This window comes from Flavobacterium fryxellicola, assembly GCF_900143245.1.
Lineage (GTDB): Bacteria > Bacteroidota > Bacteroidia > Flavobacteriales > Flavobacteriaceae > Flavobacterium > Flavobacterium fryxellicola.
Genome location: NZ_FRDK01000001.1, coordinates 532,709 through 545,840, shown reverse-complemented (window position 1 = coordinate 545,840; position 13,132 = coordinate 532,709). Strand labels below are relative to the sequence as shown.

19 protein-coding genes are annotated in these 13,132 nt (G+C 31.7%); 8 read left to right on the top strand and 11 right to left on the bottom strand.

Annotation, left to right across the window (positions count from 1 at the left end; translation table 11 throughout):
• The 3 genes from BUA03_RS16605 to BUA03_RS02425 all read right to left on the bottom strand — a co-directional run bounded on the left by BUA03_RS16605 (position 1) and on the right by BUA03_RS02425 (position 2,022).
• On the bottom strand, positions 1-177 hold the full coding sequence (locus BUA03_RS16605; protein WP_157492181.1) for a hypothetical protein: 177 nt from the start codon (positions 175-177) through the stop codon (positions 1-3).
• Positions 178-318: 141 nt separating this feature from the next.
• Entirely contained in the window at positions 319-894 is a 576-nt protein-coding gene (locus BUA03_RS02430) for a helix-turn-helix domain-containing protein (protein ID WP_066075794.1), read from the bottom strand.
• 87 nt (positions 895-981) lie between these two features.
• The gene (locus BUA03_RS02425) at positions 982-2,022 is read right to left on the bottom strand and encodes a tetratricopeptide repeat protein (RefSeq protein ID WP_066075797.1); all 1,041 of its coding nucleotides are present in this window, start codon (positions 2,020-2,022) and stop codon (positions 982-984) included.
• Between the two features lie 475 nt (positions 2,023-2,497).
• Between BUA03_RS02425 and BUA03_RS02420 the strand changes: the two genes are divergently transcribed.
• The 8 genes from BUA03_RS02420 (at position 2,498) to BUA03_RS02395 (ending at position 6,947) form a co-directional block, all read left to right on the top strand.
• Positions 2,498-2,695 carry a hypothetical protein gene (locus BUA03_RS02420; RefSeq protein ID WP_066075799.1) on the top strand — a complete coding sequence of 66 codons (198 nt, stop codon included), beginning with the start codon at positions 2,498-2,500 and terminating at the stop codon, positions 2,693-2,695.
• A 106-nt stretch (positions 2,696-2,801) separates the two neighbouring features.
• On the top strand, positions 2,802-3,533 hold the full coding sequence (locus tag BUA03_RS02415) for a CPBP family intramembrane glutamic endopeptidase (protein WP_066075802.1): 732 nt from the start codon (positions 2,802-2,804) through the stop codon (positions 3,531-3,533).
• Positions 3,530-3,751, top strand: coding sequence for a putative signal transducing protein (locus tag BUA03_RS17155; RefSeq protein WP_066075805.1), 222 nt, complete (start codon positions 3,530-3,532; stop codon positions 3,749-3,751). Before BUA03_RS02415 ends, BUA03_RS17155 begins: the two co-directional genes overlap by 4 nt.
• A gap of 87 nt (positions 3,752-3,838) precedes the next feature.
• Positions 3,839-4,600, top strand: a complete 762-nt coding sequence (locus tag BUA03_RS02405; protein WP_245792549.1) for an HlyD family secretion protein — start codon at positions 3,839-3,841, stop codon at positions 4,598-4,600.
• Positions 4,601-5,379: 779 nt separating this feature from the next.
• A complete protein-coding gene (locus tag BUA03_RS16600) occupies positions 5,380-5,556 on the top strand; it encodes a hypothetical protein (protein WP_175542093.1) in 177 nt (58 codons plus the stop codon).
• A gap of 19 nt (positions 5,557-5,575) precedes the next feature.
• Entirely contained in the window at positions 5,576-5,731 is a 156-nt protein-coding gene (locus BUA03_RS16595) for a hypothetical protein (RefSeq protein ID WP_157492182.1), read from the top strand.
• 116 nt (positions 5,732-5,847) lie between these two features.
• Positions 5,848-6,492 (top strand): CPBP family glutamic-type intramembrane protease, encoded by a 645-nt coding sequence (locus BUA03_RS02400; RefSeq protein ID WP_066075808.1) that lies wholly within the window; start codon positions 5,848-5,850, stop codon positions 6,490-6,492.
• 173 nt (positions 6,493-6,665) lie between these two features.
• Entirely contained in the window at positions 6,666-6,947 is a 282-nt protein-coding gene (locus tag BUA03_RS02395; protein WP_066075811.1) for an HlyD family secretion protein, read from the top strand.
• Between the two features lie 428 nt (positions 6,948-7,375).
• Here the strand turns inward: BUA03_RS02395 and atpG are convergent, their stop codons facing one another.
• The 8 genes from atpG to BUA03_RS02355 all read right to left on the bottom strand — a co-directional run bounded on the left by atpG (position 7,376) and on the right by BUA03_RS02355 (position 13,124).
• A complete protein-coding gene (gene atpG, locus BUA03_RS02390; protein WP_066075815.1) occupies positions 7,376-8,236 on the bottom strand; it encodes an ATP synthase F1 subunit gamma in 861 nt (286 codons plus the stop codon).
• An 83-nt stretch (positions 8,237-8,319) separates the two neighbouring features.
• Positions 8,320-9,897, bottom strand: a complete 1,578-nt coding sequence (atpA, locus tag BUA03_RS02385) for a F0F1 ATP synthase subunit alpha (RefSeq protein ID WP_066075818.1) — start codon at positions 9,895-9,897, stop codon at positions 8,320-8,322.
• Between the two features lie 38 nt (positions 9,898-9,935).
• Entirely contained in the window at positions 9,936-10,469 is a 534-nt protein-coding gene (atpH, locus tag BUA03_RS02380; protein WP_066075822.1) for an ATP synthase F1 subunit delta, read from the bottom strand.
• A 4-nt stretch (positions 10,470-10,473) separates the two neighbouring features.
• Positions 10,474-10,965: a F0F1 ATP synthase subunit B gene (locus BUA03_RS02375; RefSeq protein ID WP_066075825.1), complete on the bottom strand. Its 492-nt coding sequence runs from the start codon at positions 10,963-10,965 to the stop codon at positions 10,474-10,476.
• 82 nt (positions 10,966-11,047) lie between these two features.
• Positions 11,048-11,248: an ATP synthase F0 subunit C gene (gene atpE, locus BUA03_RS02370; RefSeq protein ID WP_031453874.1), complete on the bottom strand. Its 201-nt coding sequence runs from the start codon at positions 11,246-11,248 to the stop codon at positions 11,048-11,050.
• A gap of 40 nt (positions 11,249-11,288) precedes the next feature.
• Complete coding sequence (atpB, locus tag BUA03_RS02365; RefSeq protein WP_066075828.1) at positions 11,289-12,431, bottom strand: F0F1 ATP synthase subunit A; 1,143 nt, start codon at positions 12,429-12,431, stop codon at positions 11,289-11,291.
• Positions 12,432-12,567: 136 nt separating this feature from the next.
• The gene (locus BUA03_RS02360; protein ID WP_066075831.1) at positions 12,568-12,948 is read right to left on the bottom strand and encodes a hypothetical protein; all 381 of its coding nucleotides are present in this window, start codon (positions 12,946-12,948) and stop codon (positions 12,568-12,570) included.
• Positions 12,948-13,124 carry an AtpZ/AtpI family protein gene (locus BUA03_RS02355; protein WP_317041085.1) on the bottom strand — a complete coding sequence of 59 codons (177 nt, stop codon included), beginning with the start codon at positions 13,122-13,124 and terminating at the stop codon, positions 12,948-12,950. Before BUA03_RS02355 ends, BUA03_RS02360 begins: the two co-directional genes overlap by 1 nt.
• Between the last annotated feature and the right edge of the window lie 8 nt (positions 13,125-13,132).

Below are 13,132 nucleotides of genomic sequence, written 5' to 3'. Positions count from 1 at the left end.
CTAAAAGGTTGTAGTCATTGTTTTATTTGACTGAGTAATAGTTTTATCATCGCCTCCATTTGCAATAGCAGCACTATCACCACCATTTATCAAATGTAAATTATCCAATTGGGCTACTTTCATTTTTTCTAAATTAAACTTTGATTTGTTTTCTTTTTGTTTTTTTTCGGCTTTCATTTTATACAGTTTTTGATTATTGAAGTGCAAAAGTATAAGGTTATGCTGACTGTTACTATAAAAATTAAAAGTTGTTCTCGGAATTCACGGAATTCCGATAGTCAAAAAAAACACAATACCTTAAAAACAAAGCTATTACAATTAATTTTCTTTTTCTAGTGCTTTGATGAAAAAAGTAGGCTTAATTTTATATTTTTTAAAAAAAGCGGTAGAAAAAGCTTCCGCAGAATTGAAACCAAATTCATTAGCTAAGTATGGCATAGTATAATTACGCAAAATGGATTGGGCCTGCAATTGAACCACAGCTTCATTTATTCTGAGTTCATTGATGTAATGCACAAACATTTTTCCTTTTTGTTCGTTAATGACTTTAGATAAATATTTGGTGTTTGTATTTAACTGTAAAGCTACTTTTTGAATGGAAATAGTTTTTTCTAAGAATCCTTTGTTAAGTTCAAATTGGGCTAACTTCTCTAATAACTGATTAACTACCTCTACTGGAAGCCACTGTTGCTCTTGCATTTTATTTTCCTCTGCTGCACTATCGCTTTTTTCAGCTGTAGTACCACTTGCTAGTATAGGTGTAGCAGGATGAATAATAGCCTCAAATCGTTTACGATATTGTTTTTTCAAATAATATTGATAACCTATCAACCCACCGAGACTACCTATTAAAATCAAAATCCAGGTCGAAGAGGCCGATTGTTTTTTTTGCAAGGATTGTATCAAGGATTCTTTTTTTGCAAATAAATGAGGGGTATCATATTCTTTGAGTAAAACTTTACTTAGTTGTTTGTAGTCGCGTTACAAAAGACTATCTATTTTCATAAATTTAGATAAGAATTTTAACTGCTTTTCTTTGTCTCCAGTTTGTTTATAATGCTCAATTAAATAAGAGTAACCACCAACGAATTCAGGTATGATTCTCTTATTTATAACATACATTGAATCTACTTTTATATAATTTTGAATCGCTTTTTTTTCATTACCCATACCAGCGTAAGACTTTCCTAAATAAAAGTAGGAAGCAAGTATATTGCCATAATTTTTATCTGATATTATTTGAGGTAATGCCTTATTTATACTATCTAAAGCAGCTTTATAGTTTTTCTTTAATACTTGATTAGCTCCTTCATTTAAAATGAAATAAGAAATATAGTATTGGTCTTTGGTAGCTTTCGACTCTTGATAACCCATTTTATTATAAAAACTTGTGGAATCTAAATTTTTTAATGATTTGTGAGCATCAGCTAAAGCGAATAAAACATTATGATATTCAGTTGCATACTCAGGAGACCTAACATTTTTCCCTTTATAGTAATTAAAACATTCTCTGTAAAGGACAAGCGCCTCTTCGACCTGACCTAATTCTTCAGAACGAAGCATTCCAATAGAATGTTTGACATTGTAATAAAAATCTAAATTATTCTTTTTTGCATACTTTTCAGCCATAAAAAAATTAGCTAATGCTTCATCAAATCGAAACTGCTTTTTTAGTTCATATCCTTTTTTGGAATAAGATAATGCTGGAAATTTTATATCATTTGTATTTGTAGCATACTTAATGGAAGTATTTAAATACTGTATGCATTTTGCTCCTTCAAATAAATGCGATAGTAAAAAATAACCCCTTGAAAGGTTTATGTTACTTTTTTCTATTATTGCCCTTCTGATGTAGGCATTAGCATAATGCAATTGCTTTTTATCATTGCCATGGCTCTTAATAAATGCTTGTTTTAAATCCTCATAATAATCGGTTTGAATAATTTTTTGAGAAGATTGCGACCATAAAAAAAATGGAAAAAGTACCAAAAATACTATTTTTATGAATTGTCGGTTAGTCATTTTAGTTTGTTTTGGTGCAAAATTACTGTATTTTAAGGAGTTTTGTAGTAAAAATTTTCGTTTTTGATAAATCTGTAATCTACTGATTTAATAGTGTTTAAAAATTGTAGTAGTCGGAATTCAGCGAATTCAGTATCGGAATTCACGGAATTCCGACAACAACCATTTGCACAACACAAATTACTACTCTAGTTTTGGCATCAAGAAAGTGAAAGCGTTTGGAGTAAGACGTTATTTAAATGTAGGTTCCTTTCCTAAACCAATTGGCCAATTACAAGGGAATAATTCAGCTGTACTGTAACCCTTTCAAAAAAAAACAGAGCGTGAGGTTAGGTAAAGCTAATTTGTTCCTTAAAAAAAAACAAAGCAATACGGAAAATACAGCTGCCGATAAAAAAGAATGTATTAGAAAGAAAGTTCTCGAGAAACTCCTTTTGTGATAACAATAAATGTTTGATTTTAAAAAATAGAAATTATGAATTTAAATAATTTAAATTTAGTGGAGCTTAATGCTCAAGAATCAAGTAAAGTTGATGGTGGTGCAGATAAATATGGATATTATAGTCTTTATTGGTCTGGAACTGATAATGAATTACAATATGCTGGCGAAGCAGTATGGAACTTGGGTGTTATGGCAGTTAATGGTTCAGCATGGATTGCCAATCAATTTTAAGTTTCCTCAAAAACATATTGCTGATTAAGTATCGCGATATGAATATATAATATCAAACATGTGTAAATAATTATTTATTTACACATGTTTTTTTAAATTTTAGTTTATGTTCCCAAAAAATATTTTCCATTTTATATTTCTTGTTCTATTAGCTATTTTAATTTCTTCTCCTTTTATATATATATTAGATAAGTATAGTAAGGGTAATCAAAAAGTATTAATTTTCTCAATAATTTTTTACACATTATTTATCGCAATTTATCATATAATAAATCGAATTAAAAAGAATAAAACAAGTTATAAATTTTATCCTATCGACTACAAAAAATTATTGTTTTCGGTAATTATGGTGTGGTTATTAAGTGTGGTTATTTTACTTCCGATACGATTTTATTTTTTTCCTATTGAGACTTCAAAATTAAATATATCATCCATTCTTGCTGGTTTATTGATTGCCCCCATTTTTGAAGAAATTCTTTTTAGAAATATTTTACTAAAATCACTTCTGCAAACATATAGTAGTAAAAAATCAATTATTATATCCGCATTTATTTTTGCGCTCATACATGTAAATTTACAACAAATTATTTTAGGTCTTTTTATAGGGCTATATTTTGGATTTATTTTTTCTAAAGATTTTAATATAGCAGTAACTATTATACTTCATTTTTTCGTCAATTTATTTGGTTTTATTGGACGGTTAATCTTAATCGAATTTAATAATTCCATGTATTTAGGGTTGTTTTTTATAATTAATTTAATTGTTACGCTTACAATACTTTTTTTCTTATATAGCAAAGTAAAACATATATTTATTTCAAATACAACTAGAAAATGATAAATCTATATACTGATGAACATTACAAAATATTAATGTTACATAATTTATTAAAAGAGAATGGTATTATCTCATTCATAGAAAATCAAATAATGTCTACTTTAGCGCCTTGGATAGTTAATTCTGGTGGATATATGAATTCCACTTTAAAGGTTAATGAGAGCGATTTTGAAAAATCAAAAAAGATTATAGATGTTTATAACAATAATAATCTGTAATAAACGAACCTAAGTTCAGACCCCATAAATACCCTAGAAAATCTTATCACCAAAAACAAAACCAAGAGTATCTCTATTTACTTGGTATTGATTCTGGCTACAATTATTTTTCTGGCATTATTACCTATTATCAAAATAGACATTAGCAGTCAGAGTCGCGGTATTATCCGCAGTACTACTGATAATGTACCTGTAAGTAGTTTAGTCAATGGTAAAGTGACTTTTATAAAACTCAAGAACAATCAAGTGGTACAGCAAGGCGATACCTTAGTTGCTATTACACAAGAAAACTTAAATACCGAGAAAGCTACAAATCAAGTGGCTGCAGCTACTATTCAAGATCAAATTAATGATTTAACTCAAGTTGCACAAGGCAGTGCTGAAGGCTTAAAAACGTCAGCTATGCAGCAAGAGTGGCTTAGCTACAGTAGTAAAAAAGAAGAGTTACAAAGTAAAATTGCACAAGCTAAAATAGTGTACGACCGCAACAAGCAGTTACACGACAAAGGAATAATTGCCAAGGCTGAATTCGAGAAATACAGTTTTGATTATACGTATACAAAACAAGCGCTTTCTAGTTTAGAGAAAAGCCAACGCAGCCTTTGGCAAAACAACAAACAAGAACTGGAAATGCAACTCCAAAACTTAAACGGAACGCTACAAAAAATAAAAGTGGAAGCTCAAAACTATTATATTATTGCACCGCTAACAGGAACAATCGAGAATTTCTCGGGAATTCAAAACGGCTCATTCTTGAATGCTTCGCAGTCTATTGCTACCATTTCGGCTACAGACAAACTAATTGTAGAAAGCTCAGTTTTACCAAATCATTTTAAATCCTACTTTTAGTTTGCGACCATAAAAAATACGGAAACAGTACCAAAAGCATTATTTTCATGAATTGTAGGTTAGTTATTATAGTTTGTTTTGGTGTAAAAATGCAGTATCTCGAATAATTAGTAGTAAATAATAAGATTTTTGCTTGTTTATTAACATGCTTATTTTTAATCTTTTAGAATATTAGATCTCGGAATTCACGGAATTACAACTCGGAATTCCGTGAATTCCGTTAACAACAATTTGCACAATGCAAATTACTACTCTAGTTTTGGCCTCAAGAAAGTTAGAGTGTTTGGAGTAAGACGTTACTTTTAAATGTCGATTACTTTCTAAAATTAATTGGCCAATTTTAAGGGAATAATTCAGCTGCACTGTAACCCTTTCAAAAATACAGAGCATAAGGTTTTAGGTAAAGCTATTTGTTCCTCAAAAAACAAAGCATAAGGGAATAATTCAGCTGTATTGTAACCCTTTAAAAAAAACAGAGCAAGAGGTTAGGTAAAGCTATTTGTTCCTCAAAAAACAAAGCATAAGGGAATAATTCAGCTGTATCGTAACCCTTTCAAAAATACAGAGTATGAGGTTTTAGGTAAAGCTATTTGTTCCTCAAAAAACAAAGCACTAGGGATTGCTTCAGCTGCACTGTGACCCTTTCAAAAAAACAGAGCAAAGAGTTTTAAAGCTATAGTCTCTACAAAAACAAGCACAAAAGTTCTCGAGAAACTTTTTAATTTTAGATAAATGTGTAATCTTGCCATTCTATAAACAGGTCTTAAAAACTAAAAAAAATGAATTTAGATAGTTTGAATTTAGTAGAGCTTAATTCTCAGGAAGTACAAGAAGTTGATGGGGGTGGCTGGATTGCTGATGCCCAAAAAGCTTTAGAAGACTTAGATAAAAATTGGGATAATCTCAAAAAAAGATTTATGGACGGATACAATTCTTACGGTAACTGTGGTTGTTAACAAATATTAAATAAATATCATGAAAAATCTTATAGAGTTGACGCATGTTGAAATGATCACTATTAATGGTGGCGGTTTAGTTGAAGATGTAGGATACGCTGTTCATGCTGTTGGATGCGCTATCAAAAAAGCATATAATACAGTTGTAGAGACAGTATCTGGTTGGTTCGATTAAATAATAGCATTACTAAAATTAGGGCTGCGTCACTTAAGGTGAACGCAGTCTATTATGTAATGTAATATATTGACCACTACTAACAATACAATGATTTCTAATAATAATCACTAACTATGCAAATATTTTGCAATAAATTTCAAGAAAAAGACTTTGTTTTCGATTTTATATACCTTTTTTTAATTGTTACTATATTAAGTTTTGCTTTTTTAATTTCAACGTATCTGATATTTAATAAACCATTATTTGATGCAGATGACTTAAAACTTTTAAGAACGCCTGAAAAACTACTGATATTTGTTATAATAATACCCATTATAGAAGAATTTTCGATGAGAGGTTTGTTTGTTATAAATAATAAATTAAATATTATTTTATGGACAGTCTGTTTAATTGTAATTTTATTTACCTTTATTTCACAACGTTGGGTTTTAATGCCAATACTATTAGGAATAGTCGCTTTAAGTCTATTATTATTTTATAATTTTGAATTTAGGCAAGCTTTCAATCATTTCATATCAAATTATTTCTTACTTTTTTTATTTTTGACTTCTGTTGTTTTTGGATTTCTACATTTAACAAATTATCAAACACTAGACACCCATACAGTATTAAAAATTTTGCCTAGAATATTAGGTGGATTTTACCTTGGCTATATTGCCAATAAGTATGGCATTATGTATTCAATACTAATGCATTGCGTAAATAATATCATTCCTTTTTTAATGGTAATTTGTTATCAATATTTCGTAAATAAATAATTATTTGACAAACATTGTGCGCATGAATTATTTATATGGATTATTAATATTTGGTTTTACAGATGTTATCGATTTTTAATAGCAATTGTATTTATCAAATTATATTATTTTCAAAAAAAAAGTTACTAAAAGAGATCGACATAATCGATTAATTAGTCCTTAAATAGATACTCATGACCTTCTCCGAAGACCCCATAAATACCCTAGAAAATCTTATCTCTAAAAACAAAACCAAGAGTTTTTCTATTTACTTCGCACTTATTTTAGCTGTGCTTGTTTTCTTGATAGGCTTGCCAATAATTAAAGTAGACATAAGCAGTCAAAGTCGAGGAATAATTCGTTCTACTACTGATAATGTACCCCATAGTAGCTTAGTCAATGGCAAAGTAACTTTTGTACACCTCAAGAACAATCAAGCTATACAACAAGGTGACACGCTTGTAAAACTCACTTAGGAAAACCTAGATACCGAGAAAGCAACCAACCAGGAATTGTCAAACGATTTACAAGCCCGCATAAGCGATTTAGCAATTGTGGTTCGTGGTAATAGCAGATCACTACAAACTCCAGAAATTCAACAGGAATGGTTCAGCCATGCCAATAAAAAATAAGAACTACGAAGTAAAATTAACCAAGCTAAAATTGCTTATGACCGTAATAAACAATTGTATGATAAAGATATTATTTCTTACGATGATACAATTTTAGTGATGGAGAATGGAACAATAATAGAAAGCGGAAAGCATATTTTTTGTTAAAACAAAAAAGGAAATACTGTGATTTATGGCAGAAACAAGGATTCGTATAAAACTAAACATAAAAACACAGAAAAGGCGATTGAAACTACTTTCAATCGCCTTTTTATATAAATTCAGATACCTTCCTATCCATTCAATGCTTCAGCACCACCAACAATCTCTAGGATCTCATTAGTAATCGAAGCCTGACGCGCTTTATTGTAAGTCAATTTCAATTGATTTCTCAATTCAGTTGCATTATCCGTTGCTTTGTGCATGGCAGTCATACGCGCTCCGTGCTCTGAGGCAAATGAATCACGAATCCCTTTATACAATTGTGTTTTTAATGATTTTGGAATCAAAGTCAACACGATTTCTTCTTTTGAAGGTTCAAAAATATAATCTCCCGTTAAAACTGTAAGATCTGATTTTATTGGTGCCAATGGTAAAAATTGTTCGGTTTGAACGATTTGTGTTGCCGCATTTTTGAATTGGTTGTAAATCAACTCAATTTTATCGTATTCACCAGAAACGAATTTCTCCGTTAGCAGGTCAGCAATTTTAGCTACATTATCAAAAGTCAAATTGTCAAAAACAGCACTTTGATTCTCTACAACTGACAACGTTTTACTCAACACATCATTCCCTTTTTTACCGATAGCAAAAACATCCACCTGTTTTCCAGCATAAAATTCTGCACGGCTTCTGGCTTCTTTGATGGCATTGGTATTAAAAGCACCAGCCAAACCCCTATTAGAAGTTATTACAACAAGCAACACTTTTTTAACTTCGCGTTGTATTGTAAATTGACCCCCTGCATCACCTTCAAGCGTAGCAGAAAGATTTTGCAATAGTTCCGTTAATTTTTCGGCATAAGGGCGCATTGCTGTGATTGCATCTTGTGCTTTCTTTAGCTTTGCTGCAGAAACCATTTTCATCGCTGATGTAATTTGCATCGTCGATGAAACGGAAGTAATTCTATTACGGATTTCCTTTAAATTTGCCATTTTTTTGTAAGTATGAAGATGTAAGTAAGAAGTATTAAGCACTCAAAAAATCTTGATACTTAATACTTCTTACTTAGTACTTTTTAGTTATATTTCGCTGATAATTCTTTTGCTACAGTTTCAATTACATCTGTGATTTCATCTGTTAATTTTCCTGCTTTTAACGCGTCAAGAGTTGCTCTGTGTTTGTTGTTCAAGAATTCCAAGAAATCTTTCTCAAATTCTCTAACTTTATTTACCGGAACATTTCTCAACAAATTTTTAGAACCAGCATAGATAATTGCAACTTGGTCTTCAACAGTATACGGATCGTTCAAACCTTGTTTCAAGATTTCAACGTTTCTTTTCCCTTTTTCAATTACGTTCAATGTTACCGCATCAAGATCAGAACCAAACTTAGCAAACGCTTCCAATTCACGGAACTGTGCTTGATCTAGTTTTAAGGTACCTGCTACTTTTTTCATTGATTTAATTTGTGCATTTCCTCCAACACGAGATACCGAAATACCTACGTTAATTGCTGGACGAACCCCTGAGTTAAACAAATCTCCATCTAAGAAAATTTGGCCATCTGTAATCGAAATTACGTTTGTTGGGATGTATGCAGAAACGTCACCAGCTTGGGTTTCAATAATTGGTAAAGCCGTTAATGAACCACCTCCTTTTACAATTGATTTCAATGAATCTGGTAAATCATTCATGTTTCTAGCAATTCCATCATCAGCAATTACTTTACAAGCACGCTCTAATAAACGGCTGTGTAAGTAAAAAACGTCTCCAGGATATGCTTCACGTCCCGGTGGTCTTCTCAATAAAAGAGAAACTTCACGATACGCCACCGCTTGTTTAGATAAATCATCATAAACAATTAAAGCCGGACGACCTGAATCTCTAAAATATTCTCCAATTGCTGCACCTGCAAAAGGAGCATACACTTGCATCGGAGCTGGATCAGAAGCATTAGCAGCAACAATAATGGTATATGCCATTGCTCCTTTTTCTTCTAACATTTTTGCAATTCCTGCTACCGTTGACGCTTTTTGTCCAATGGCAACATAAATACAAAACACTGGTTTCCCTGCATCGTAAAATTCTTTTTGATTTAAGATGGTGTCAATACAAACAGTTGATTTACCTGTTTGACGGTCACCAATAACTAGCTCACGCTGTCCTCTACCCACTGGAATCATCGCATCTACTGCTTTGATACCGGTTTGTAATGGCTCAGTAACGGGTTGACGGAAGATAACTCCAGGAGCTTTTCTTTCCAAAGGCATTTCGTATAAATCGCCACCTATTGGTCCTTTTCCATCAATAGGAAAACCCAGAGTGTTTACTACACGACCCACCATTTGCTCTCCTACTTTGAGAGAAGCAATACGTTGTGTTCTTTTAGCAGTTGAACCTTCTTTGATTCCTGTAGATGGTCCTAAAAGTACCACACCCACATTGTCTTCTTCAAGATTCAAAACAATTGCCTCAAGACCATTGTCAAACTCTACTAACTCACCGTATTGAACATTTGAAAGCCCGTAAACACGAGCAATACCATCTCCAACTTGAAGTACCGTTCCTACTTCCTCTAGCGTTGCGCCAGATTCAAAACCTTCTACTTGCTTTCTTAATATTGCTGATATTTCAGCAGGTTTAATTTCCGCCATCTTAATTTATAATTTAGACACTTTAACGTGCAATATAACTAGTTACTTAACTCCCTTTTTAATACTTGTAATCTATTAGCAACTGAAGCATTATACTCTTTGTCGCCTATTCTTAAAATAAATCCTCCTATAATAGCTGGATCTATTGTATTTACTATCGTGATTTTCTTATCTGAAAATTCTTTTATTTTTGCAGAAACTTTAGCTTCAAGCGCAGCATCCATAGCAATTGCAGTTGTCACTTTAACAACTTGAAAACCATTGTTTTCATCGGACATAACAATGTACTGCGAAACAATATCTGATAAAATTTCAAATCTCTTGTTTTCAAATAATAAACGGAAAAGACTTTTAGTCAATGCTGTTGTACTTGCAAAAACTTCTGCCAAGGCACTTTGTTTCACACTAACAGAAATTGTTGGATTTTGAATAAAACCGCTCAATTCTTCATTACTGTTTATCGTGGACGAAATCAAAGCCATATCTTTATAAAAATCTGGCTCATTTCCCTCAGAAATAGCTAAATCTAAAAATGCTTTTGCATACCGAATTGCTGCTCTAGTTCCTGACATAATTTTAGTTTAATTTTACGTCACCTAACATATTCTCAATCAATTTTGTTTGAGCTTCTTTATTAGATAATTGGTCTTTCAATAATTTTTCTGCGATACTCAATGACAAGGTTGAAACTTGTGATTTCAATTCAGCCATCGCTGCATTTTTCTCAGCTTCAATTGCAATTTTTGCTTGCGCAATCATTCTTTCGCCTTGAACTTGTGCTTCTTTTTTAGAATCAGCAACCATTTTATCTTTCATTTCACGCGCTTCTTTGAGCATGTTGTCACGCTCTAATCTCGCTTCTTTTAAGATACGCTCATTGTCAGCAGTTAAATTCTGCATTTCTCTACGCGCTGATTCGGCTGATGCCAAAGCATTATTAATCGATTCTTCCCGACCTTTTACGGCTCCCAAAATTGGTTTCCAAGCAAATTTTCTCAAAAGTAGAAAGAAAACAAAGAAAATGATCGTTGTCCAAAAAATTAAACTCTCCGGTGCTGTAAGATTCATATAGGTATATTTAAAATATTTTTTTCATTTTATAAATAAAAACTTCCTGCAGCCAACCGCTACAGGAAATTTTAATTTTTAATTACTTTGCAATTAAAGCAACTACTACTGCGAAAAGTGCAACACCTTCAATAAGTGCAGCAGCGATAATCATAGCAGTTTGGATTTTTCCAGCAGCTTCTGGCTGACGAGCAATTGCATCCATAGCAGATCCACCAATTTTTCCAATTCCAAGACCTGCTCCAATTACTGCTAATCCAGCTCCGATTCCAGCTAATACCATAATAATAAATTTATATAGTTAATAATTAATAAAACTCAAATTAATGATGATCGTGCTCTGCTACAGCTTGACCAATAAATAATGCTGATAGCAGCGTAAAAATATACGCTTGCAAGGCAGCAACTAACATTTCTAATACTGTCATGAAAACTACGAAAGCTCCAGAAATAGGAGAAACCGCTACACTCTCAAATATAAAAATCAATGAAATTAAACTTAATATGATGATGTGACCTGCTGTAATGTTAGCAAACAAACGAATCATCAATGCAAAAGGTTTTGTTAAGATTCCGATAATTTCAACTGGAATCATAATAGGCGCTAACCAAACTGGAACTCCAGGTGTGTTAAAAATATGTCCCCAATATTCTTTGTTTCCGCTTAAAGTGGTAACAATAAAAGTAATAAAAGCCAAAACAAAAGTAAAGTAAATATTTCCAGTCAAGTTTGAACTAAAAGGAAAAAACGGAATTAAACCAATCAAGTTGTTAATCCAGATAAAGAAGAAGATAGTCAAAAGATACGGCATATACTGTGCGTATTTTTTTTCTCCAATGTTTGGTCTCGCAATATCATCTCTAACAAATGTAATGAGTGGCTCTAGAAAACCAGCAATACCTTTTGGTGCCAGTTGATTTTTCTTATACGATCGTGCCACCACTAAAAATAATAAAAACATTATAATAGCCGACATAAACATAGAAAACACATTCTTTGTTATGGAAAAGTTTAACGGTCTTGCATCAAATTCAAATGCGCCAAGATCTTTTTGATCCTGAGTTAGAGTTTCAAATTTATCTGCGTAAAAAATAATTTCATTATTTCGAACTAGCTTTTGACCATTTTGATCCACTACATGTTCGGCTTTGTTATCGTGATGAAATTTTTCAGAAGAGAAAATTTCCAAACCATTGTTTGTCCACAAAATTACAGGAAGATAAAAAGTAATGGGATGTCCATTCCAATCGGCAATATGAAATTCATGCGAATCTCCAATGTGATCATTAATCAATTCAGTAGCATTGAATGCTTCTTTTTCATGATCTGCTGCTGCTTTATAATCTGTCACCGCTTCATTAGCAACAGAAACATTAGCAGTTTCAGGATTTGCAAATGCAAAAAAAGGAATACTTGCTATTAAGGCAACTAATACGAACTGAACAAGTTTATTTGAAAATACCATTCTTAAATTGTGTGTCTAATTCTACGTTTCAAAATTTTTTGCAAAGGTACATAAATTATTCAGAACTGAAAATTTATCATTTTCTTTTTAACCATTAAATTCTAATTAAAAAACCAATAAACTGTTTTATCGTTTATTATTTATTTAATAATCTAACAGCGAAAAATGTCTCTGTAAATAAAAATAGAAAATACGGAATAAAAAACGCGCTTACATCAGGAATTTTGCTCACCACATCCGACTGGAGAAGCGGAATCAAAAAAACAATTGCGGCCAACATTTTAAGAAGACTGAAACCCATAAAGGCAAATCCTGTTTTATCAGCAAATGTTTTGTTTACAAATAGTAGAAAACCATAGCTTATTAAAGTCAAAATAAGATGAAAAACATAAATGATCCAAGTAGAATAAAAGAAAGAAGTATTTTCAAAAAATACGCCAATAGTTAAATTTTGTATGAAAAATAATATAATAGAAATCGGAATTATAATGATTGAAAACTTATAAAATTGCTGCATTAATCGTCTTTGTTTAAGTTTTTGACTTGCCTAATAACATTATATAATGCTATAAAAACTGCAAAAAGTGATAGAATAATAGTGAAAATTGAGGAATTGGTATACTTTTCGTCTAACCAAATTCCCAAGTAAGTAAAGCAAAAAATAATGATTCCCATTTGAAAAGGAATATTCATCATCACCA

Bases quoted from the DNA above. Each gene is read 5' to 3' on its own strand.
- BUA03_RS02400 (WP_066075808.1), top strand. From the start codon at position 5,848: ATGCAAATATTTTGCAATAAATTTCAAGAAAAAGACTTTGTTTTCGAT.
- BUA03_RS16595 (WP_157492182.1), top strand. From the start codon at position 5,576: ATGAAAAATCTTATAGAGTTGACGCATGTTGAAATGATCACTATTAAT.
- atpB (WP_066075828.1), bottom strand. From the start codon at position 12,431: ATGGTATTTTCAAATAAACTTGTTCAGTTCGTATTAGTTGCCTTAATA.
- BUA03_RS02360 (WP_066075831.1), bottom strand. From the start codon at position 12,948: ATGCAGCAATTTTATAAGTTTTCAATCATTATAATTCCGATTTCTATT.
- BUA03_RS16605 (WP_157492181.1), bottom strand. From the start codon at position 177: ATGAAAGCCGAAAAAAAACAAAAAGAAAACAAATCAAAGTTTAATTTA.
- BUA03_RS16600 (WP_175542093.1), top strand. From the start codon at position 5,380: ATGAATTTAGATAGTTTGAATTTAGTAGAGCTTAATTCTCAGGAAGTA.
- atpG (WP_066075815.1), bottom strand. From the start codon at position 8,236: ATGGCAAATTTAAAGGAAATCCGTAATAGAATTACTTCCGTTTCATCG.
- BUA03_RS02375 (WP_066075825.1), bottom strand. From the start codon at position 10,965: ATGAATCTTACAGCACCGGAGAGTTTAATTTTTTGGACAACGATCATT.
- BUA03_RS02420 (WP_066075799.1), top strand. From the start codon at position 2,498: ATGAATTTAAATAATTTAAATTTAGTGGAGCTTAATGCTCAAGAATCA.
- BUA03_RS02355 (WP_317041085.1), bottom strand. From the start codon at position 13,124: ATGAATATTCCTTTTCAAATGGGAATCATTATTTTTTGCTTTACTTAC.
- atpE (WP_031453874.1), bottom strand. From the start codon at position 11,248: ATGGTATTAGCTGGAATCGGAGCTGGATTAGCAGTAATTGGAGCAGGT.
- BUA03_RS02395 (WP_066075811.1), top strand. From the start codon at position 6,666: ATGACCTTCTCCGAAGACCCCATAAATACCCTAGAAAATCTTATCTCT.
- atpA (WP_066075818.1), bottom strand. From the start codon at position 9,897: ATGGCGGAAATTAAACCTGCTGAAATATCAGCAATATTAAGAAAGCAA.
- BUA03_RS17155 (WP_066075805.1), top strand. From the start codon at position 3,530: ATGATAAATCTATATACTGATGAACATTACAAAATATTAATGTTACAT.
- BUA03_RS02415 (WP_066075802.1), top strand. From the start codon at position 2,802: ATGTTCCCAAAAAATATTTTCCATTTTATATTTCTTGTTCTATTAGCT.
- atpH (WP_066075822.1), bottom strand. From the start codon at position 10,469: ATGTCAGGAACTAGAGCAGCAATTCGGTATGCAAAAGCATTTTTAGAT.
- BUA03_RS02425 (WP_066075797.1), bottom strand. From the start codon at position 2,022: ATGACTAACCGACAATTCATAAAAATAGTATTTTTGGTACTTTTTCCA.